At 33.3% G+C, this 19,932-nt stretch carries 23 protein-coding genes; 15 read left to right on the plus strand and 8 right to left on the minus strand.

From position 1 onward, the window contains the following. Positions 1-108 precede the first annotated feature (108 nt). Complete coding sequence (locus Q0893_RS15305) at positions 109-1,842, plus strand: M14 family metallopeptidase (protein ID WP_299277255.1); 1,734 nt, start codon at positions 109-111, stop codon at positions 1,840-1,842. Between the two features lie 3 nt (positions 1,843-1,845). Here Q0893_RS15305 and Q0893_RS15310 read toward each other — a convergent pair whose 3' ends face one another. Next, positions 1,846-2,427 carry an NUDIX domain-containing protein gene (locus tag Q0893_RS15310; RefSeq protein WP_298903576.1) on the minus strand — a complete coding sequence of 194 codons (582 nt, stop codon included), beginning with the start codon at positions 2,425-2,427 and terminating at the stop codon, positions 1,846-1,848. 126 nt (positions 2,428-2,553) lie between these two features. On the opposite strand from Q0893_RS15310, the gene pyrE reads away from it, so the two are divergent. Both pyrE and Q0893_RS15320 read left to right on the plus strand, forming a co-directional pair. Then, on the plus strand, positions 2,554-3,198 hold the full coding sequence (pyrE, locus tag Q0893_RS15315; RefSeq protein WP_298903577.1) for an orotate phosphoribosyltransferase: 645 nt from the start codon (positions 2,554-2,556) through the stop codon (positions 3,196-3,198). A 33-nt stretch (positions 3,199-3,231) separates the two neighbouring features. Continuing rightward, positions 3,232-3,627: an SRPBCC family protein gene (locus Q0893_RS15320; RefSeq protein WP_298903578.1), complete on the plus strand. Its 396-nt coding sequence runs from the start codon at positions 3,232-3,234 to the stop codon at positions 3,625-3,627. On the opposite strand, the gene Q0893_RS15325 is transcribed toward Q0893_RS15320, so the two are convergent. Then, entirely contained in the window at positions 3,624-4,355 is a 732-nt protein-coding gene (locus Q0893_RS15325; protein WP_298903579.1) for a biotin--[acetyl-CoA-carboxylase] ligase, read from the minus strand. The two genes, Q0893_RS15320 and Q0893_RS15325, sit on opposite strands and share 4 nt — an antisense overlap. Positions 4,356-4,451: 96 nt before the next feature. Between Q0893_RS15325 and rsfS the strand changes: the two genes are divergently transcribed. The 9 genes from rsfS to Q0893_RS15370 all read left to right on the plus strand — a co-directional run bounded on the left by rsfS (position 4,452) and on the right by Q0893_RS15370 (position 12,631). Then, positions 4,452-4,823 carry a ribosome silencing factor gene (gene rsfS / locus Q0893_RS15330; RefSeq protein ID WP_298903580.1) on the plus strand — a complete coding sequence of 124 codons (372 nt, stop codon included), beginning with the start codon at positions 4,452-4,454 and terminating at the stop codon, positions 4,821-4,823. Between the two features lie 41 nt (positions 4,824-4,864). Beyond that, positions 4,865-6,823 carry an ATP-dependent zinc metalloprotease FtsH gene (gene ftsH, locus Q0893_RS15335; RefSeq protein WP_298903581.1) on the plus strand — a complete coding sequence of 653 codons (1,959 nt, stop codon included), beginning with the start codon at positions 4,865-4,867 and terminating at the stop codon, positions 6,821-6,823. Positions 6,824-6,938: 115 nt separating this feature from the next. Next, positions 6,939-7,544, plus strand: a complete 606-nt coding sequence (locus tag Q0893_RS15340) for an LUD domain-containing protein (protein ID WP_298903582.1) — start codon at positions 6,939-6,941, stop codon at positions 7,542-7,544. After that, a complete protein-coding gene (locus Q0893_RS15345) occupies positions 7,545-8,366 on the plus strand; it encodes a phosphatidate cytidylyltransferase (protein ID WP_299277263.1) in 822 nt (273 codons plus the stop codon). After that, on the plus strand, positions 8,356-9,009 hold the full coding sequence (locus tag Q0893_RS15350) for a phosphatidylserine decarboxylase family protein (RefSeq protein ID WP_298903584.1): 654 nt from the start codon (positions 8,356-8,358) through the stop codon (positions 9,007-9,009). The genes Q0893_RS15345 and Q0893_RS15350 overlap by 11 nt, the downstream gene beginning before the upstream one ends. Next, complete coding sequence (locus Q0893_RS15355) at positions 9,006-9,272, plus strand: acyl-CoA-binding protein (RefSeq protein ID WP_298903585.1); 267 nt, start codon at positions 9,006-9,008, stop codon at positions 9,270-9,272. Before Q0893_RS15350 ends, Q0893_RS15355 begins: the two co-directional genes overlap by 4 nt. A 23-nt stretch (positions 9,273-9,295) precedes the next feature. Beyond that, on the plus strand, positions 9,296-10,456 hold the full coding sequence (locus tag Q0893_RS15360; protein ID WP_299277268.1) for a M20/M25/M40 family metallo-hydrolase: 1,161 nt from the start codon (positions 9,296-9,298) through the stop codon (positions 10,454-10,456). Positions 10,457-10,531: 75 nt separating this feature from the next. Further along, a complete protein-coding gene (locus tag Q0893_RS15365) occupies positions 10,532-11,548 on the plus strand; it encodes a tetratricopeptide repeat protein (RefSeq protein ID WP_299277271.1) in 1,017 nt (338 codons plus the stop codon). Between the two features lie 3 nt (positions 11,549-11,551). After that, positions 11,552-12,631, plus strand: coding sequence for an NADH:flavin oxidoreductase (locus tag Q0893_RS15370; RefSeq protein WP_299277274.1), 1,080 nt, complete (start codon positions 11,552-11,554; stop codon positions 12,629-12,631). 307 nt (positions 12,632-12,938) lie between these two features. Here Q0893_RS15370 and Q0893_RS15375 read toward each other — a convergent pair whose 3' ends face one another. From Q0893_RS15375 to Q0893_RS15400, 6 genes are all read right to left on the minus strand, one after another. Further along, the gene (locus Q0893_RS15375; RefSeq protein WP_299277277.1) at positions 12,939-13,643 is read right to left on the minus strand and encodes a M15 family metallopeptidase; all 705 of its coding nucleotides are present in this window, start codon (positions 13,641-13,643) and stop codon (positions 12,939-12,941) included. Further along, positions 13,612-14,706: an alanine/ornithine racemase family PLP-dependent enzyme gene (locus Q0893_RS15380; protein ID WP_299277280.1), complete on the minus strand. Its 1,095-nt coding sequence runs from the start codon at positions 14,704-14,706 to the stop codon at positions 13,612-13,614. Before Q0893_RS15380 ends, Q0893_RS15375 begins: the two co-directional genes overlap by 32 nt. Beyond that, positions 14,703-15,782, minus strand: a complete 1,080-nt coding sequence (locus Q0893_RS15385) for a DUF1611 domain-containing protein (RefSeq protein ID WP_298903590.1) — start codon at positions 15,780-15,782, stop codon at positions 14,703-14,705. Before Q0893_RS15385 ends, Q0893_RS15380 begins: the two co-directional genes overlap by 4 nt. Beyond that, positions 15,772-15,987 (minus strand): hypothetical protein, encoded by a 216-nt coding sequence (locus Q0893_RS15390; protein WP_298903591.1) that lies wholly within the window; start codon positions 15,985-15,987, stop codon positions 15,772-15,774. Before Q0893_RS15390 ends, Q0893_RS15385 begins: the two co-directional genes overlap by 11 nt. A 42-nt stretch (positions 15,988-16,029) precedes the next feature. Next, positions 16,030-16,362 (minus strand): hypothetical protein, encoded by a 333-nt coding sequence (locus Q0893_RS15395; RefSeq protein WP_298903592.1) that lies wholly within the window; start codon positions 16,360-16,362, stop codon positions 16,030-16,032. 402 nt (positions 16,363-16,764) lie between these two features. Further along, entirely contained in the window at positions 16,765-17,325 is a 561-nt protein-coding gene (locus Q0893_RS15400; protein ID WP_298903593.1) for an AraC family transcriptional regulator, read from the minus strand. 266 nt (positions 17,326-17,591) lie between these two features. Here Q0893_RS15400 and Q0893_RS15405 point away from each other — a divergent pair, with 266 nt between their 5' ends. The 3 genes from Q0893_RS15405 to Q0893_RS15415 all read left to right on the plus strand — a co-directional run bounded on the left by Q0893_RS15405 (position 17,592) and on the right by Q0893_RS15415 (position 19,924). Further along, positions 17,592-18,683, plus strand: a complete 1,092-nt coding sequence (locus Q0893_RS15405) for an MBL fold metallo-hydrolase (RefSeq protein WP_299277287.1) — start codon at positions 17,592-17,594, stop codon at positions 18,681-18,683. A gap of 168 nt (positions 18,684-18,851) precedes the next feature. Next, positions 18,852-19,214, plus strand: a complete 363-nt coding sequence (locus Q0893_RS15410) for a VOC family protein (RefSeq protein WP_298903599.1) — start codon at positions 18,852-18,854, stop codon at positions 19,212-19,214. A gap of 17 nt (positions 19,215-19,231) precedes the next feature. Then, positions 19,232-19,924: a nitroreductase family protein gene (locus tag Q0893_RS15415; protein WP_299277291.1), complete on the plus strand. Its 693-nt coding sequence runs from the start codon at positions 19,232-19,234 to the stop codon at positions 19,922-19,924. Positions 19,925-19,932 lie beyond the last annotated feature (8 nt).

The following is a 19,932-nucleotide window of genomic DNA, read 5'->3' on the forward strand; positions in this document are numbered from 1 at the left end:
AGTTTAGAGGGATAATCAAATTTAAGTTAACTTTGAATGCTTTTGATTTTATAGCTATAAAGAAATAAACAACATATTAACAATTGATCTTATTCTTAAAATTTCAGTATGAAAAAAATAGTCGTTCTACTTCTAATTCTAATGTCTTGTTCTTCGGAAAAAGATAAGCAAGATTTTGATTTTAAAACTGTTTTCGAAACGTCAAATGGTACGCAAACAGCAACCTATGACCAGGTTATTTCGTTTTATAAAGACCTAGCCGAAACTTACGATTCTGTATCCATAGAATCAATGGATTCAACAGATTCTGGACATCCACTGCATATTGTTACTTTAAATCCTGATGAAGATTTTAACTTTACAAACATTAAAGAGCAAAAGCGCATTATTCTCATAAATAATGGTATTCACCCAGGAGAATCTGATGGTATAGATGCCACAATGATGTTGTTTCGCGATATGGCCCAAGGTAAAATTGATATGCCGAAAAAGACAGTTCTTGTCACCATTCCTATTTATAATATCGGAGGAAGTTTAAACAGAAATTCTACAACTAGAACAAACCAAAATGGCCCAGAGGCTTATGGCTTTAGAGGTAACGCTCGTAATTATGATCTTAACCGAGATTTTATAAAATCTGACACAAAAAATGCTAGAGCTTTTCATGGAATATTTAATACTGTACAACCAGATGTCTTTATTGACAATCACGCAAGTAATGGTGCAGATTACCAATATACACTTACGCATTTGTTTACACAACATAATAAATTAGGTGGTGAATTAGGCGAATTTCTTCACGCCAAAATGATGCCTCAACTCGAGCAAAAATTGGCCGATAAAAGCTGGGACATTACACCCTATGTAAATGTATTTAATAGAACACCAGAACAAGGTTTTAATCAATTTATGGATTCTCCGCGATACTCTACAGGGTATACAACCTTATGGAACACCCTTGGTATGATGGTTGAAACACATATGTTAAAACCATATAAGCAGCGTGTTGAAGGCACTTATGAGCTCATGAAAAGTATGATTGAAATTACTGAAGAAGAAGGAGAAACGATCACAAATTTACGCAGAAATGCCGTTGCCGATTTGCGTTCAAAAAAAACATATCCGTTGCAATGGAGCATAGACACAACACGTAACTCTACATTACAATTTAAAGGATATGAAGGTCAAATGATTGAAAGTAAAGTTACAGGTGCTCAGCGCCTAAAATACGACAGAGCAAAGCCTTTCACTAAAGACATCACCTATAAAAACTATATGACACCCACGTTAGAGGTTTCTATTCCAACATCTTATATTATTCCTAAAGGCTGGTGGAATGTCATTAATCGTCTAAAACTTAATGGCGTTGTTATGCATGAACTTGACCAAGACACGACATTAACAGTTCAATCTTATAAAATAAAAAGCTACGATACGAGAAAGCAGGCTTATGAAGGACATTACCCACATTATAATGTACAATTAGAAACTCAAGAAGAGCAGGTTAAATTCTCAAAGGGTGATTATTTAATAAATACGAATCAACGCAGTTTTAGATATCTTATGGAAACCTTAGAACCACAAGGTGTCGATTCGTTTTTTAGTTGGAACTTTTTCGATACAATTCTTCAACAAAAAGAAGGGTTTTCACCATATGTATGGGAAGACAAAGCACAAGAATTACTAGCACGTCACCCTAAATTAAAAATCGATTTTAATCTTAAAAAAACATACGATGAAGATTTTGCTAACAATTGGTATGCGCAATTAGATTGGATTCACAAACAAAGTGCTCATTATGAAAAGGCCCATTTACAATACCCTGTATATCGTCTAATGTAAAGGTTAAACTAAGGCTTTAATATTAGCATAACTATTTTCTAAAGCTTTTTTACTTTCATCGGGTGATAACCACTCTACCCTTGTGATGCCTTCATTTTCTTGAGGGTACAACGTGCCATTAAAAGCAGTAGTCATTTCAAACCAATAGGTGATTTTAATCTTATGTTTACCATTTCGTTTAAAAATATGGTAGGTTGTAGGAAGTGCTTTTGTAATATGCAGATCTTTGACTCCTGTTTCTTCTTCAACCTCTCTAATAGCAGTAGTTTCTATAGTTTCTGTTCCCTCAGTCTTGCCTTTAGGGAGATCCCATTTATCATTTCGGTAGATAAACAAAACATGACCTTCGTTATTAAAAACCTTTCCTCCTCCTGCAATTACATTAGGCAATAGCTTTAAAAATTTCTTTAAAAGATTTTTCTCTTTACGTCCAATAAGTCTTACTTCCTTCAACGATGTCGAATTAAGCTCCTTAATCACCTTACCAATATTAACTTTTGATAATAAATAATTTTTAAAACCATTTTCTTGCTCAACCTTTGTAGTAAGCACAATGGGTTTATCATTGACAAAAACGTGATACATGTATAAAGTCTGTAGGTTTTTCAGTAAGTAAAAATATCATTTTTATAAAGACAAGCCCTATTTTTTCTATTAATTTTATTTAAAATTTTAAAATCTATTATTACCAAAATTGTGTAGTTTTGCAACATGATTTTTGATAAAGAAACCGCTAAGCGAACTGCCGAAGTTTTATTGCAAATTAATGCCATAAAACTTCAACCCAACGATCCCTTTACTTGGGCTTCAGGATGGAAATCTCCAATCTATTGCGACAATAGAATTGTATTATCATTTCCGCCTATTAGAAATTACATTCGAGAAACTATGGCAAAACATATCGAAGTACACTACGGAAAAGTAGATGTGATTGCTGGTGTTGCCACTGGTGCTATTGGCATTGGAATTCTAGTGGCAGAATATCTAGGACTTCCTTTTATATATGTTAGACCAGAAGCCAAATCTCATGGACGTCAAAATCAAATTGAAGGTTTTGTAGAGGCTGGTCAAAATGTTGTTGTTGTGGAAGATCTGATAAGCACAGGAAAAAGTAGTTTAAATGCTGTAAAAGCCTTAGAAGAAGCGAAGGTGAATGTAAAAGGCATGGTAGCTATCTTTTCTTATGGATTTGATATTTCTAGAAAGAATTTCGAAACTGCGAACGTAGCATTACATACGTTAAGTAACTATGAAAACTTATTAGAACAGGCTCTTGAAACCATGTATATTAATAGTAAAGAACAAGAAGTTTTGGCACTTTGGAATGACAACCCGAGTGAATGGAACACTATTTGATTATAGCCAATTATAACATATAATATAAAACACATGAAATTAGAATCACCAAAAACCCTTATCAATAAATCAGCTCAAGAAACTTTTGATTTTTTGTCTGACGTAAAAAATTTCGAAAAATTAATGCCTGAAAACATTAGTAAATTTGAAGTTTTAGAAAATGATAAGTTTTTATTCGCTCTTAAGGGAATGCCAGAAATTGTGTTGAAGAAAAAAGAAGCGATCGCTCCAAATAAAATTGTTTTGGGAGCTGCTGGTGGAAAATTAGATTTTTCGCTTACCGGACTCATTTCTGAAATTGATGCTTCAAAAAGTGAAGTAGAATTAGTTTTCGAAGGTGAATTTAACGCTATGATGGGTATGATGATTAAAGGCCCAATTAGCAAATTTATAGAAACACTAGCTAGTAATATGCCAGCACAAGTTTAATATAAAAGTTTTACAGCTTTCAAATCAAATTCCTTTAGAACATTATCTTCTAGTAATATTCGTAAGTAACCAGCATTTGAAACACCATATATAAAACCTGAAAACATAGAACCTTCAGCATCTTGAAATGTTGAAGGTTTATTTTTTCTGAACAACGCCGCCTCATATAAAGATTTCAATTGGGTTTGTTGTTGGTTTTTTAATTCCTCCATATAGTCCTTTAAATATCCAATTACAGCAGTTAAGACTTCATCTAAATTAAAGGCCTTGCCCGATACTTTTTGCATTGATGTTGCATTTGGTAAATCATCAAAATGAAGTTGATTGACATTGAGTCCGAAACCAATAATAGTAGCTTGCAACTGATTGTTTTTTATGACATTTTCAATTAAAACACCTGAAATCTTTTTTTGGTCTGCCAAAATGTCGTTAGGCCATTTTACTTTCACATTTTTAATTTGAAAACTTTTCAATGCCTTCGATATAGCCAAAGATGTAGCCATACTAATATAAAAACTATCTTCAATAGATAAAAAGGAAACATCTACAAACACACTAACCATAAGGTTTTTTGAAGGTTGAGAGCTCCAAGTTGTTCCCATTTGACCACGTCCTTTAGTTTGAGATTCGGCAACAATTATGGTATAATCTTCAAGAACTTCACTAGTACTTAACTGTCTTAAAAAAGTATTGGTAGAGTCGATGGCACTAAGTTTGATTATACGCATAGTAATGAGTTAAAAAAAATTATATTTTTCTTATGATGAATAACAGTTTATAAGAAGTAAAAAAATAATAACTTTGTACAAAATTAAATCAATTTAATGGCGAAAAAAAATACGAATCCAGATCAACTAATAAGTACGGTTATCGCTGGCATTGAAGATGTAAAAGGAAAAGAAATTACAATTTTAGATTTAAGAGAGATAGAAAACACAGTATGTGACTATTTTATAATTTGTGAAGGTACTTCTAATACCCAAGTAAACGCTATTGTAAACTCCATACAGAAAAAAGTAAGTAAAGAACATAAAGATAATCCTTGGCACATAGAAGGAAGTGATAATGCAGAATGGGTTTTAATGGATTATGTTAATGTTGTTGTTCATGTTTTTCAAAAGCACATTCGCGAGTATTATGATATCGAGAGCCTTTGGGGAGACGCAAAAACAACCCAAATAGAAACAAGTTACTAAGGAATATTAAAATAAAAACACCACAATTGTGGCAACTATAGATGGCAAAAGACAACAAAAATTTAAATAAAAAACCAAAGTTTAGCCCTTACTGGATTTACGGATTCGTCATTGCTGGTATTTTAGCAATACAGCTTTTTTCTGGAGGTTTTGGTGGCTCTCAGGCAAACACAATTACTCCTGATAAGTTCAAAACATTTTTAAAAGATGGTGATGTTTCTGAGATTATGATCATTAGAAACACCCACACTGCTAAAGTTTATTTAACGAAAGAAGCATTAGATAAGGAGCTACATAAAAAGGCTAAACCTAGTAATATTGCGCTTTCTATTTCAAAGCAACCTAATTACACCTTTGAATTTGGTGATTTACAAAACTTTGAAGACGATATTGAAAAAATCATTGATGAAAGTCAGGTCAAAGTTGATGTTAAATATGATACTGAAGAAAACACATTTGGTAATCTCTTATTCTCCCTTCTTCCATTTATCCTAATTATAGGTGTTTGGATTTTTATCATGAGACGTATGTCTGGTGGCTCTGGAGGAGGTGCTGGTGGTCAAATTTTTAATATTGGAAAATCGAAAGCTAAACTCTTCGATGAAAAAACAGATGTAAAAACATCATTTAAAGATGTTGCCGGTTTAGAAGGTGCCAAAGAAGAAGTACAAGAAATTGTTGATTTCTTGAAGAATCCTGAGAAGTATACATCGCTTGGTGGTAAAATTCCAAAAGGCGCATTACTAGTAGGGCAACCCGGAACTGGAAAAACCTTATTAGCAAAGGCTGTGGCTGGTGAAGCCAAAGTACCTTTCTTCTCATTATCTGGTTCTGATTTCGTAGAAATGTTTGTTGGTGTAGGTGCATCTCGTGTAAGAGATTTATTTAAGCAAGCAAAAGAAAAATCGCCTGCAATTATCTTTATTGACGAGATTGATGCGATTGGTAGAGCTCGTGGAAAGAGTAATTTCTCAGGTTCTAATGACGAACGAGAAAACACCTTAAACCAGTTGCTTACAGAGATGGATGGTTTCGGTACAAATACAAACGTTATTGTACTCGCTGCAACCAATAGAGCCGATGTCTTAGATAAAGCCTTAATGCGTGCTGGACGATTTGATAGACAAATTTTTGTAGATCTTCCTGATGTAAGAGAGCGTAAAGAAATTTTTGAAGTTCATTTAAGACCGCTTAAACAAGCCGAAAAATTAGATATCGATTTTCTTGCGAAGCAAACACCTGGTTTTTCTGGTGCCGATATTGCCAATGTTTGTAATGAAGCGGCATTAATCGCTGCACGTAAAGGAAAGAAAGCTGTAGATAAACAAGACTTTTTAGATGCCGTAGATAGAATTGTTGGTGGTCTAGAAAAGAAAAATAAAATCGTTACTAAAGAAGAGAAAAAGGCAATTGCCTTTCATGAAGCTGGTCATGCAACAGTTAGTTGGATGCTAGAGCATGCTGCTCCTTTAGTTAAAGTGACTATCGTTCCGCGTGGTCAATCTTTAGGTGCTGCTTGGTATTTACCAGAAGAGCGTCTTATTGTAAGACCAAAGCAAATGCTAGACGAAATGTGTGCCGCTCTTGGTGGTAGAGCCGCCGAAAAAGTGATTTTTGACGAAATCTCAACTGGAGCTTTAAGTGATCTTGAAAAGGTAACGAAACAAGCTAGAGCAATGGTAACTGTTTATGGTCTTAGCGACAAGATTGGAAACTTAACATATTACGATTCTTCAGGGCAAGAATCAGGCTTCACAAAGCCTTATAGTGAGGAGACAGCTGAGTTAATTGATAAAGAAATTTCCGATATTGTTGAAGAGCAATACCAACGCGCCATTAAGTTGTTAGAACAACATAAAGACAAACTTACAGAGCTTGCCGAGGTATTACTTGAGAAAGAAGTTATTTTTAAAGATAACCTCGAAAAAATATTTGGAAAGCGTCCATTTCACAAAGAAATCGCAGAGCGAAAATTAGAAGCAAATTCTGAAGAAGAATAATCTGCTTTTATCCTTAAATAATCTTATAAAAAACTTAAATTGACTCACATTAATTTAAGTTTTTTTATATTTGATACTTACATTAATTCTATTAGGTTAATAGCAATCCCTATACATGAGTCTATTTCGTAAAATCTTCGGTTTAAAAAACACACCAGAAGACAACATAAAAAGCGAAGAGAGAGGCAAATACATGCCCGAAATAAAGCTGCCCGTTGATGAACAATTCACGATAAACTTCAAAGCTAATGGAGGAAAATTCTTGTATTGTGAAAATATGCAGGAAGTTCAAGACAGCCTAAATTCGATTTTAATAGAAAATAGTTGGGAAGATGATAAAGTACTGTTATTTGATGAGCGTTTAAATGATTTATTTAAAGATTTCGACTTTAATATGACCAAACGTATTTCAGAAAGCACCTTCTTTTTTTCAACCTGCGAATACCTTATTTCTGATGATGGCTCACTTTTAATATCTTCAAATCAAATTGCAGAAAAGAAATTAAAAGAACTTCCAGACAATTTTGTGATTTATGCTACAACAAGTCAGTTTGTTCAGAATATCGGAGAAGGTTTACGAGGAATTAAAGGTAAGAATAGAGAGAAAATCCCAACAAACATTACCACAATAAAACATTTTAAAACAGTCGAAGATAAAGACTTTTTGACTTACGGAAGCAGCTCAAAAAACTTATATTTGCTGCTCTTAGAAGACTTATAAATGAAAGAAATTGGTACAAGAGCGATCTCAGGACTACTATATGTGTCGCTTCTTATTGGTTCATTATATTGGCAAAATGCCGTAATCGCACTCTTTTTTGTATTTGGACTTATCAGTATGGCCGAGTTTAAAAAACTCATTCAACTCAAGAGTTTCTTTCCGTATATCGTATTTACAATTCTATACTTAGGTTTTGCCTACTGGAAAGTTATTGTAGACTCCGCTAAAGGCATAGACGAAGCTGCACAAATTTTATTGGTCATAACCATATTTGTACAACTCATCTTAATAAAAGATCTATTTTCAGAAAAAACAATTCCGCTATTTAGCTCAAAACGTTTTATCATAACAACATTTTATTTATCAAGTGGTTTTGTGTTTTTATTATGCGTTGCTAATTTCAACCAAACCTTTACGCCTTTACTTCTACTTGGCTCATTTATACTTGTTTGGGTTAATGATACTTTTGCGTATCTGGTTGGGAAAAACTTTGGAAAACAAAAACTATTTCCTAGAATCTCTCCTAAAAAAACAGTTGAAGGCTTTTTAGGCGGACTCTTTTTTTCATGTATTGCTAGCTATTTTATTGCTAACTTTACAGAGACTCTAGGCTTTACCAATTGGCTTATATTGAGTATTATTATAAGTGTTTTTGGAACGCTTGGAGATTTAATAGAATCTAAGTTTAAACGCCAAGCAAACGTAAAAGACAGCGGTGTCATCATGCCAGGTCATGGTGGATTATTAGATCGTTTGGATAGTATTATTTTTGCGGCACCATTTATATTTTTATTTTTAAGACTCGTCACTTATGTTTCATAAAGAAGGTTATAAAATCATATTCATTACACTTGTAATTGTAATCATTTCGGCTTTAGCCATTGATAAATTTATTGATATCTCATGGTTACGACTATTACTAATGATAACGCTCTTAGTATTATTGGTGCTTATCTTACAGTTTTTTAGAAACCCAAAACGTCATACTAAATTAGAAAACCATACAGCTGTATCTCCTGTAGATGGTAAAGTTGTGGTTATCGAAGAAGTTTTTGAAAAGGAAGTTTTTAATGACAAGCGTATTCAGGTATCTGTATTTATGTCACCTTTAAATGTTCATGTAACACGTTATCCTATTAGCGGAAATGTGACGTACAGCAAATATCATCCTGGAAAGTATCTTGTGGCTTGGCATCCTAAAGCTAGTGAAGAAAATGAACGTACCACTGTTGTTGTTGAAAATGATAACTTTGGAAAAGTACTCTACAGACAAATTGCTGGAGCTCTAGCAAAACGTATCGTAAATTATGCTAAGGTAGAAGATAGTGCTGTTCAGGGATCTGATTCTGGATTTATTAAATTTGGATCACGTGTAGATTTATATTTACCCTTAGATGCCGATATAAAAGTTGAACTAAATCAAAAGGTAAAAGGAGGCGAAAGTATTATTGCCGAAAAAGTATGACTTCAGAAGAATTAGACATAGCGTTTAACGAAGCAGTGGAACGTATCAATGCGCATACCGAGCCATTTCCTGCCGATTTTTTATTACGCCTTTATGCCTATTATAAAAAAGCAAGTAACGATTATGGCAGACCAAGTAGTAGTAAGCCCATCATTAATGCTTTTAAAACCAATGCGCTGTTTCAGGTGAAAGATGTTAGTGAAGATGAAGCCAAACGTATTTATATTGACCTTGTAAATAATTACTTTTTATACCGAAAATAACCCCGAATAAACCCCAAACTATTATGAAAAAATTAGCCCTAACTTTATGCCTAGTCTGCTTCGTTAACCTTACCAATGCGCAAACGTTTAATCAATTTTATGCCGATGTTGTTGCAGATGTTTCAGAAACAAACATTCTGAACGACCTAACAGCCTTCGAAAATTTCGGTATTAAAACCGTTGGTTCTACTGCATTAACAAATACTCAAAATTGGATCACAGCACGCTACCAAAGTTATGGTTATACCGATGTTGAATTACAGCCTTTTACTTACGCTGCCGGAACGAGTAATAATATTATTGTTACTAAAACGGGAACTGTATACCCAAATACGTTTTTAATTATTGACGCACATTACGATACCATTAATGGGCCTGGTACAAATGATAACGGAACAGGCACTGTATTGCTTTTAGAACTCGCGCGACTTTTAAAAGATATCGACACAGAATACTCTATTAAATTTATTCATTTCTCTGGTGAAGAAGATGGTTTAATTGGCAGCAATTATTATGTAAACAATACTGTAATTCCTGAGAATCTGGATATCAAATTGGTATTTAATATTGATGAAGTTGGCGGTGTTAATGGCTTAATAAATGATACTATTGTTTGCGAACGTGATGAGTCTAATCCAACATCAAACAACGCTGCTTCAAATACAGCCACAAATAGCCTAGCCACTTGTATGGAACTATATTCTAATCTAGAAACTGAAATTTCTAATGCCTTTGCTTCAGATTATATTCCTTTTGAAAACAATGGTGAAATTATTACTGGTATCTACGAAAAGAATATATCTCCAGTAAACCATACGGCTAATGATAATTTAGCCAATATGGATGTCAACTACGCCTTTGAAGTCACTAAAGGTTCTTTAGGTGCGGCTATGGAATTTGCTTTAGCTTTCGAATCGTTAAGTGTTGAAGAGCAGGACAACTTTAACAATCAGGTAAGCATCTCTCCTAATCCTTCTAAAAATTATTTTAAAATCGAATTTAAAAACCCTGTGCAACGCGCCATAGATTTTAAACTCGTAGATATGCTTGGTAAAGATGTTTACGAAAAACGACTTACAAAGCAAACGCAAACTATCGCTATAGATAGTATTGCCTCTGCGCAATATTTAGCCGTGTTCAAAATTAATAATAAGCGTTTTGTAAAAACGGTTGTTATCGAATAATTAAGGGTTTCTCAAATTTTGTTTTGTTACTCGTTATAGTTTTTGGATATTTAGGATAACCTTAAATGTCTAAATATGAAATTCGTAACCGCTTTACTTCTAGTACTTAGCTTTAATTTATCTCTTGCGCAATCTCCTGAGGTTGTCGACTTTATTGAAAAAGGAATAGCATTCCATGATAATGGGGATTATGCCAGTGCTATTGCCGAATATAATAAGGCCCTAGAAATTGAGCCTAAATCTTCATTAATTCATTACGAATTATCACTAAGCTACTTCTATAAAAAGGACTTCCAAGATGCCATAAAACATGCTGATGTCGTGATTAAAAATGACGACAAGTATGTAAAGGAAGCCTATATCACAAAGGGATCATGCTTGGATAATTTAGGAAAGACAAAAGAATCTATAAAGCTCTTTAAAAAAGGGATTCGTAAATTTCCTGATGTCCTACTCTATTATAATCTGGCACTTAATTATTACAAATTAAAAGAGTTTGAAGATGCCGAAAAGTATGTGACACTTGGTATAGCGCAAAAAGCCGATCATGCGAGTAGCCATTTATTATTGGGCTATCTCAACTTTGATAAAGACTATAAAGTGCAAAGTCTGCTAAACCTTCATTATTTTTTATTACTAGAACCAACAAGCAGTCGTTCTCCTCGTGCTGTAAAACTCATTAAAACCATGATGAGCGCCAATGTTACCAAAGACGAAGACGACCCTAAAAGCGTAACAATTAGCTTGTCGTTACCCTCTAAAGACAACGAATTTGGTGCAGCCGAAATGATGCTTGGTTTGCTAGAAGCGTCCAAATCATACGAAGAAAATGAAGGGAAGTCTGATGACGAGATGTTTGTTGAAAACACCGATTCTTTCTTTACCATTCTAGGTGAACTTCAAGATAAAAAGAAAAAGAAAGGCATCTACTGGGATGTGTATGTGCCGCTTTTTTATGATTTAGCAAAAAGCGATCATATGGAAGCCTATTGTAACTACATAACACAATCTGCCAATGAGAATTATGAAAATTGGGTAGATAATAATAGTGATAAGCTCGATGCTCTGGCTGAATGGTTTAGTAAAAAATAAGCCATGACACAGCAACCAGATTCTCCATTACAATTTACCTGTGGTGCTCAAATGCCCAACCGGTTTATGTTAGCGCCAATGACTAACACTCAGAGCCATGAGGATGGTTCGCTCTCTAATGACGAATATGATTGGCTTACCATGCGTGCTAAAGGTGGTTTTGGATTAACCATGACCTGCGCCTCGCATGTGCAAGTGATAGGCAAAGGATTTCCTGGACAGCTAGGCATTTTTTCTGATGATCATATCGAAGGCCATACACGACTTGCCAATGGTATTAAAGCTCATGGAAGTCTGGCGGTTATTCAGTTGCATCATGCTGGAATGCGCTCTCCTTTTGAGGTGATTAATGAGAAAGCTGTTTGCCCTTCAGAACACCACAAATACAATGCGCGTGCGTTAAGTTTAGAAGAAGTCCACCAATTGCGTGACGATTTTATTGCGGCTGCCATACGTTCCCAAAAAGCGGGTTACGATGGTGTGGAAGTACATGGCGCTCATGGCTATATCCTGACCCAATTTTTAAGCTCTAAGATCAATCTACGCAATGATGATTATGGCGGAAGTCTCAGCAATCGTTCGCGTCTCCTTTTTGAAATTGTTGATGGTATTAGAACTGCTTGCGGACCAACATTCTTGCTTGGTGTACGTCTCTCCCCTGAACGTTTTGGAATGCAACTCCAAGAGATTACAACCATTACGCAGCAATTGATAGACCATCACAACATTGATTTTTTAGACATCTCTCTCTGGGATGTGTTTAAGCAACCCGAAGACAGCGAGCACCAAAACCGCTCTTTACTCGAGCATTTTAGTGCACTCGATTTCAAAACTGTGAAATGGACAGTTGCAGGCGAGATTAGAACAGGAGCCGATGTACAAAAGGTATTAGATGCAGGTGTTGATTTTGTGTCTATAGGACGCTCTGCCATTTTGCATTACGACTTCCCAAAGCAAGTGCTTAAAAACCCAGACTTCAAGCCTACAGGCTTACCTGTCTCTGAAACCTACCTGAAAGCCCAAGGCTTAGGTCCAGATTTTGTGACCTATATGAAGCGTTGGGATGGTTTTGTAGCTGAATAATTTATTCTAAAATATACGTAATTCTACGTATAAATGGTATTGTATAATTTAATAGCTTTAATGGTAATAAAAACCGCGATATAATTTCTGTTTTTGGGTGAAATCTCACCGAAATCAGGACATTTTATTCGTATGCAACCAGTTGTGGCTAATAAAAAATGATAGAAAACAAGGTGACGTTTTGAGACTTTTAATGTTTTTTAGAACCTACTTTAAGTTCAAATAGGGTTATTTCAATAAGCATTTATTTCAGTTCAAATCTATAGAATAGTGTTTTAGCAACCTAGTTTTGATTAGTAAGGACTGCTTAATTTTTTATGTTAATTGACATATCCAATTTAGAGATTGACCCATAAATAGCAAATTCCTTTTCTTTTTCGATTGCCCAAATAGCATTTCCATAATCAAAATGCCAATATTCTTTTAGATCACATACAAAACCTTCACTTTGAAACAAACCTATTAATAGTGCTCTATTTTCTTTAGCTTCTTCACTAATTTTGGGATAGTAAGGATAACACTTTTTAGAAAGATTTATATCATATCCTTTGTTCGTGCCAAAATCCATTACACATTTTTTAGCATCATCATAAATTAATGCATCTACTGCACCTCCAGTAGCATGCATTGACTTTGTAGGAAAAGCAATAAAATAACTAACAATTTTTTTAACTCCGGAGAAGGATTTTTCTGGATACTCTTTTTGAAAAAATTCAAATTTAGTATCCCATAAAAGTTGTTGATGCTCTGAAGATCTCCATGCTGATCGAATAATCAACCTCTTATTTTGGGCATTTAACTTTTCACTAATTCTCCCTATTTTCCCAAGAATGTCTTCTCTAACGAGGTACATATAATCTACAGAAATAGAAGGCTCAAAAATTAAATTAAAATCTGTATTAATTAAACTTATTAATGGCGAGTTATTTTCTGAAATTCTAATTGAAGGAGTTAAAAGTTTGTTCCTACTATCTTTTGCTTCAACTGCTTTGCAGTACGCTTTTACATTCATTAAAATTGATTGTATTTTTAGTTATATACGGTGAATTTAATACTCTTAATAAAGCACTATAGTTCAAGTCAAACTCTACAGTATCTCCTACTTTTAAATTTGACTTGGTGTTATCTATCACAATGTGGTCACTACTTGCACCCAAAATATCAATGTTTTGCCTTGGAGTAATTCCTGAAACATCAACATCTTGTCCTCCTATAGCTAGAATAGCTCTATCCATTAAACCTTTTTCTTTGAATTTTTTAATTTTTCCATTGGCATTTTGAGATACTTTGCCATAAGGTTTGGAAGGTTTTATTTTTGATTCAATTACTTCAACCACTAATGTAAAAATGTCTGTAAAGAGTCTAGGTATTGGCTTTCTGCAAAGTGCTTCCCTTCCTAAAAAGATAGACTCTCCTAATCGTAAATTATTTATTCTACCCACATTTTTTGAAGATTTGAACCAATGATAGTTTGCAGAATTTCCGCCAGAAATAATTGCTAATTTAATTTTAAAAGTTTTTTCTAAATGTGTCGCTATTGATGATAGCTTACTCATTTTGCTGGCATCAGGCCCTATTCCTCCAAAACAAGCAAGATTTGAACCTATCCCTATTAAGGAAAGCCCTTTTAATAGTAGTACCTCTTTTACAGTGTTATTTATTTCTAAAGGCATAATTCCTTCTCGTAAATCTCCCAGCTCCACCATAAGAATCACTTTATGTATAATTTGATTCCTTATAGCATATTTTGATAGCTCTTTTAGGACGATGAGTTCAGAATTTAAGCTTATATCGGTGTAAATAACAACTTCTTCTACTTGGCTTAAAGCAGGTGTTCTCAATAACAAATACTTTGCTTGAACACCAGCTTTTCGCATTTTCACAATATTTTCAATTCTAGAATCTGCAAGAATCTTTATGTCTTTTTTTACTAAAATTGAAGCGATTAGTGGATTGCCACCAATGACCTTTGTAACACCAGTAATTTGAATTCCTTTGGAGCCATATAGCTTTTTTAATTGTTGAATGTTATGGGCGATTTTTCCAATATCAATATCTATCCTAGGGATTTTCAAAGTAATACGGGCTCTCTCTTTAATTTCGGAAATGTTTTTAATAGTTCCTTTATCAGTTTATCACATCCATGCTTCAAGACATCTGTAGTAGGTAGGTTATAATCTATTTGATAATCTATAATAGTATTATCAATTTCTTGATCAGTCATATCTTCATGATTAATAGTAATAGCAATTACCTTTGATTTAGAAAATATTTCTATCATCTCTATCTCATCCTCTAGTGACAACATTGGGATATTAGGATAATCGCAATAATTTTCTCGCATTGGTGGATGTTGAAGAATAATTGCATCTGGCATTGCGCCACGTAAAATTGCACTTGAAGAAGTAAAAGCAGGATGGCTTAAAGCACCTTGACCTTCAACAACTATAATATCTGGTTGTTCTTTCTTACAAGCATTTAAGATAGCATTTTCAACTTCTCCCGAAGCAAAACCAGAAGTTAAAACATCTATAGCAACACCATATTTTGACCCTTGGAGTATACCAGTTTGCCCTGTGGTTACAAACACAGTATTAAAATCCCTTTCTCTCAAAGCGTTTACCAAAAGTAAAGCAGTCGTTCGTTTTCCTACCGCACAGTCAGTTCCCATTACTGCAATTATAGGAATCTTTACATTCTTTATACCTCCTGTAAAATTATGGAGGTTTTCTCGTTTTGGAGGTTTTCTCACATCCTGAATAGTAACTCCATATTTGTTGGCAATATCTCTGAATTGAACATTATCATTTAAAAATTCTGGCATACCATTAACAATATTCATTCCGTATTTGATGGCAGTAAAAATTATTTCTTTTTGTTGGTTACTCAAAAAAGAAGTGAGAGGCGCTATACCATAAATAAAATATTGAGGAATATTTTTCAATTCTTTTAAAGCACTTTCCAAGTTATTGAAAATAGGAATCCCATTTTTTACACCGTCGAGATATTCGCCTGCATCCAAACCAACTTTTGTACTATCAATAATTCCAACAATTGTATAGGTTTCCGACTGACGAACTAAACCATTTGCAACTTTTCCATCTGTATTTCCAAATTCATTTTCACAATAAACTAATGCATTACTTTTCATAGTTATTCATTTTTAAATTATTAGTTTTTAATTGATCGTCAATATATGGCATTAGTTCTCTCTCAAAATAGACAAGCTCTTTTGCAGTAGGGTCTGCCTGAATATTACAATAGTATATTTTCCTAGCATATACTCTAACAATGAGTGGCACTGAAGGCCTAACTTTGGCGAACACAAAATCGCCAGCTTTAAATCTATTTTCCATGATTTTTTTATGATTATTTCTTTAATGATAGAACAAAATTATCTAACCATTTTTTATTGTAGTACATATCATCTTGAATGGTAGGTTGGCTTCAATTGAACTGCCAACAGCCCTAGGAATAAGAACTGAATCTCCAGTTTGCATAAAGGATGAATTGTTGTTGATAACTACTTCAGCTTTTCCTTCAATAATATAAATGAATCGAGAAAAAGGGGACTTTTCATATAACTGGACTTTTCCAAAATCAAAAGCAAAGACTTGTATGACACATGTGTTTTCAACAACTATATTTTTTACTCCAATAGTATTCGTACTATAATTTAGTAAGTCCAGTAAATTAAATTTAATAGATTCTTCAAACTCACTATTTTTCATCCTTCAAATGTTCTAATGTTTCCCTTTTCTCTATTCTGAATACTTTTTTGCATTTCGTTTTAAAATTTTAGCAGCTTTTTTTTCTTTAGCTGTTTTGGCAGCAGGAGTTTTACTGTTTTTTTTCTTACCTTCTTTTTCTTTTGACATTGTTTTAAGTATTTAATTGATTGTCATTTAAGTTAATGTAAATGTTATTTATAGTATTGTAAAAAAAACTAAATGAGTTACATATATCACAGATACAGTTGTATTATAAAAAATAAAAAAGCAGACTAGTAAGTCTGCTTTCACATGCCAAATGAGATATTTCATTTGGACTTACCCTAATTGATTAATAGCAATGCAAATTTGATTGATTTATTATAGTTTCAGTTACATAGCAATAACTCTAACTTACATAAATCACAGATTCTCTAAATTATACTTTCTTTTTTTACCTATTTTCTTATAAAATGAAGGGGATTGTCCTGTTACTTTTTTGAATTGATTAGATAAATGGGCTACACTACTATAATTAAGTCTATAGGCTATTTCTGTAAGGTTTAACTCGTCATAGAGTATGAGCTCTTTGGCTTTTTCAATTTTATGCTTGATAATAAAATGCTGTATTGTAATGCCTTTGACCTCGGAAAAAATATTAGACAAATAAGTATAATCATAATTCAATTTTTTACTAATAATGTCTGAATAATTAGTTTTTGGAACTTCATCAGAATAGTGTATCATTTCAATTATAACATTTTTAATCTTATCTATGAGTATACTCTTTTTATCGTCTAATAATTCCAGACCAGATAGAGCTAAATTTGATTTCAGTTCTTGTTTTAGTCCATTAGTAATATTCTCTTTTATTTCAATCATACCAAGTTCAATACTTGTATAATGCAACCCTAGTTTTTCTAGCTCATATTTCACCATGAGTTTACATCGTAAGCTGACCATGTATTTTATATATAATTTCATAACATTTCAACCTACTTGACAATAGTTTTAAAATTAAGCTTTATTTTCTGAAGATTAACTATCTATATAACTAATAAACTAAATAGAATATTTTTGAAATAGAAATGAGATAGGATTTGCATTTCAAAACAAAAAAAGTAAGATATAACTAGCCACAACAACATGCATAATTTGTAGCGCATTCTGTGTTTACTTGTTTTCTTTTGCTAATTTAGTTCTTGCCAACCTAACTACTAATATACTAACGCGTTAGACAGCATATTCAAATGGAAAGAGAACTGATTAAAATAATTCATCCGATTGGGCAAGGTGCTTTTATTTCAGAAAGGCATGATAATTTTAATGTTGTTTATGACTGTGGTGTAGATTGGCCAAACAGAAATTCAAAATATGTATATCAGTTAGTTAAAAACAGTTTCGCAAAGGGAGCAACTATTGATATACTTTTTATCTCTCATTTCGATTATGACCACATAAGCAAAATACCAATTCTCCAAACGAACTTTAGAATAAAAAAAGTTGTTATGCCTTTTATATCAAGTGAAAATAGATTTCTATTATCAGAATTATACAAAGGGATGGGCGTAACGCAAGATATTCAAAGCATCATCGATTCGCCACAAGATTTTTTTTCAGAATCACAAATCATAGAGGTTCAACCCTTTGAAAATAATGAAGAAGAAACTCAAGCACCTACTATTCAAATTGATGACATTAAAACTCCTTTCATAACATCAGGAACAAAACTCAGGATAGATTTCTGGGAGTATATCCCCTTCAATTTAGACCATTTATCGAGGTCAAAACAGTTTCTGTCTTTATTGAAAGCAGAAGGCATTGACCCTAAGAAATTAAGTAAACATTTTGTTTACACCGAACAATTAAGAAAGAAATTAAAACGACTTTACGAAAAGGTTAAAGGTGATATCAATCAAAACTCAATGGTCATATATTCTGGCCCTATTAACCCCAACATAAGCGCGTTGAAGTATTATGATTTAAAACAATCAATTAGTTTATTTCCTAGATATCGTAGAACATTAAAAAATAGAATTAGCTCTGTATACACAGGGGACTCGAGTATGAATGATTATGATTTAAAAAACATATTTGGATCAAACTGGAAAAAGGTAATTATGTTTCAAATACCTCATCATGGTGACATTAAATCTGTTGATATTAAACAATTAAGTAAGGATTCATATATATGTCCAATAAATTTTGGAAGTTATAATACTTACGGTCATCCAAGTAATAATGTCTTGGCCGAATTAGGAAAGAATGATCAATATATTAAATTGGTTACCGAAGATCCCAGTTCAATTTTGATGATAAAAATTTTATATGAAACTAAATAAGACATCTGAGTAATTGTTAGTTCCTTATTTACTCGGACATGTGCATAGCGAACTAACGTTGGCAAAACCATAACAATTTTCCTCTGGTTCGTTTTCTTTTGTTAATTTAGTTCCAGTCAATACAAACGTGTTATTAACCAGTCAAAATAAAGTTTATAATTTAGAATTATGCTAACAGACATCCATCCGAAGTTACCAATGCGTGACAAAAATATTACCAAAGAATTTTATAAAAACAATTTAGGATTTAATGTATTCGGTAGTGCCGACTTTGATGGTTATTTAATGATGGAAAAAGATCAAATTCAAATTCACTTCTTTGAATTTAAAGCAATAGACCCTAAAGAAAACTATGGAATGGTATACATCAGAACTGACAACATCGATAGTTTTTACCAATCACTATTAGATAACAACACACAAATACATCCAAATGGACCGTTAGAGATTAAACCTTGGGGACAAAAAGAATTTTCTATACTCGACCCAGACAGCAACCTTTTAACCTTTGGGCAGAGCATTTCAACATAATTTAGATTAAAAAAAGTATGGAATCACCAGATCATATAATCATCAATGGATACAGACATAATTCTTTTGAGATAGAATTATTTTCAGAGCATGACATAATCCATAAAAGTAAAACATTCCATAATTGGCTAGATAAACGTAGGTCTGTAAGGGATTTTTCTGATAAGGCTATCCCTAAAGAGGTTATCGAAAACCTAATTAAAAGTGCGTCTACTGCACCTTCAGGTGCTCACAAACAACCTTGGACATTCTGTGCTGTGTCTAATCCAATTTTAAAATCCAAAATTCGTAAAGAAGCAGAAATTGAAGAAAAGGAAAGTTACGATAACAGAATGAGTGAGCGCTGGAAAAAGGACTTAGAACCCCTGGCTACTGATATGCATAAACCTTTTTTAGACGTTGCGCCTTGGTTAATTATCGCATTTAAAAAAGTATACGAATTTGGAGATGACGGAACAAAGCATAATAACTACTACGTCAATGAATCTATCGGAATTGCTTGTGGTATGTTAATTTCTGCGATTCACGATGCTGGTTTAGTTACCCTAACACATACGCCTAGTCCAATGAATTTCTTGGCCAAAACCTTGAATAGACCTAGTAACGAAAGAGCATTTTTATTACTTCCAATAGGTTACCCAAAATTCCCAACATATGTGCCCGATTTGAAACGAAAAGCACTAGATGAAGTTGCCATTTTTTATGAGTAATAGAACAT

This window comes from uncultured Psychroserpens sp. (assembly GCF_947494225.1).
Classification (GTDB): Bacteria; Bacteroidota; Bacteroidia; order Flavobacteriales; family Flavobacteriaceae; genus Psychroserpens.

What these genes read in the sequence shown, in the direction of transcription:
- Q0893_RS15305 (WP_299277255.1), top strand. Translation starts at nt 109, where the DNA reads ATGAAAAAAATAGTCGTTCTACTTCTAATTCTAATGTCTTGTTCTTCG.
- Q0893_RS15310 (WP_298903576.1), bottom strand. Translation starts at nt 2,427, where the DNA reads ATGTATCACGTTTTTGTCAATGATAAACCCATTGTGCTTACTACAAAG.
- pyrE (WP_298903577.1), top strand. Translation starts at nt 2,554, where the DNA reads ATGATTTTTGATAAAGAAACCGCTAAGCGAACTGCCGAAGTTTTATTG.
- Q0893_RS15320 (WP_298903578.1), top strand. Translation starts at nt 3,232, where the DNA reads ATGAAATTAGAATCACCAAAAACCCTTATCAATAAATCAGCTCAAGAA.
- Q0893_RS15325 (WP_298903579.1), bottom strand. Translation starts at nt 4,355, where the DNA reads ATGCGTATAATCAAACTTAGTGCCATCGACTCTACCAATACTTTTTTA.
- rsfS (WP_298903580.1), top strand. Translation starts at nt 4,452, where the DNA reads ATGGCGAAAAAAAATACGAATCCAGATCAACTAATAAGTACGGTTATC.
- ftsH (WP_298903581.1), top strand. Translation starts at nt 4,865, where the DNA reads ATGGCAAAAGACAACAAAAATTTAAATAAAAAACCAAAGTTTAGCCCT.
- Q0893_RS15340 (WP_298903582.1), top strand. Translation starts at nt 6,939, where the DNA reads ATGAGTCTATTTCGTAAAATCTTCGGTTTAAAAAACACACCAGAAGAC.
- Q0893_RS15345 (WP_299277263.1), top strand. Translation starts at nt 7,545, where the DNA reads ATGAAAGAAATTGGTACAAGAGCGATCTCAGGACTACTATATGTGTCG.
- Q0893_RS15350 (WP_298903584.1), top strand. Translation starts at nt 8,356, where the DNA reads ATGTTTCATAAAGAAGGTTATAAAATCATATTCATTACACTTGTAATT.
- Q0893_RS15355 (WP_298903585.1), top strand. Translation starts at nt 9,006, where the DNA reads ATGACTTCAGAAGAATTAGACATAGCGTTTAACGAAGCAGTGGAACGT.
- Q0893_RS15360 (WP_299277268.1), top strand. Translation starts at nt 9,296, where the DNA reads ATGAAAAAATTAGCCCTAACTTTATGCCTAGTCTGCTTCGTTAACCTT.
- Q0893_RS15365 (WP_299277271.1), top strand. Translation starts at nt 10,532, where the DNA reads ATGAAATTCGTAACCGCTTTACTTCTAGTACTTAGCTTTAATTTATCT.
- Q0893_RS15370 (WP_299277274.1), top strand. Translation starts at nt 11,552, where the DNA reads ATGACACAGCAACCAGATTCTCCATTACAATTTACCTGTGGTGCTCAA.
- Q0893_RS15375 (WP_299277277.1), bottom strand. Translation starts at nt 13,643, where the DNA reads ATGAATGTAAAAGCGTACTGCAAAGCAGTTGAAGCAAAAGATAGTAGG.
- Q0893_RS15385 (WP_298903590.1), bottom strand. Translation starts at nt 15,782, where the DNA reads ATGAAAAGTAATGCATTAGTTTATTGTGAAAATGAATTTGGAAATACA.
- Q0893_RS15390 (WP_298903591.1), bottom strand. Translation starts at nt 15,987, where the DNA reads ATGGAAAATAGATTTAAAGCTGGCGATTTTGTGTTCGCCAAAGTTAGG.
- Q0893_RS15395 (WP_298903592.1), bottom strand. Translation starts at nt 16,362, where the DNA reads ATGAAAAATAGTGAGTTTGAAGAATCTATTAAATTTAATTTACTGGAC.
- Q0893_RS15400 (WP_298903593.1), bottom strand. Translation starts at nt 17,325, where the DNA reads ATGAAATTATATATAAAATACATGGTCAGCTTACGATGTAAACTCATG.
- Q0893_RS15405 (WP_299277287.1), top strand. Translation starts at nt 17,592, where the DNA reads ATGGAAAGAGAACTGATTAAAATAATTCATCCGATTGGGCAAGGTGCT.
- Q0893_RS15410 (WP_298903599.1), top strand. Translation starts at nt 18,852, where the DNA reads ATGCTAACAGACATCCATCCGAAGTTACCAATGCGTGACAAAAATATT.
- Q0893_RS15415 (WP_299277291.1), top strand. Translation starts at nt 19,232, where the DNA reads ATGGAATCACCAGATCATATAATCATCAATGGATACAGACATAATTCT.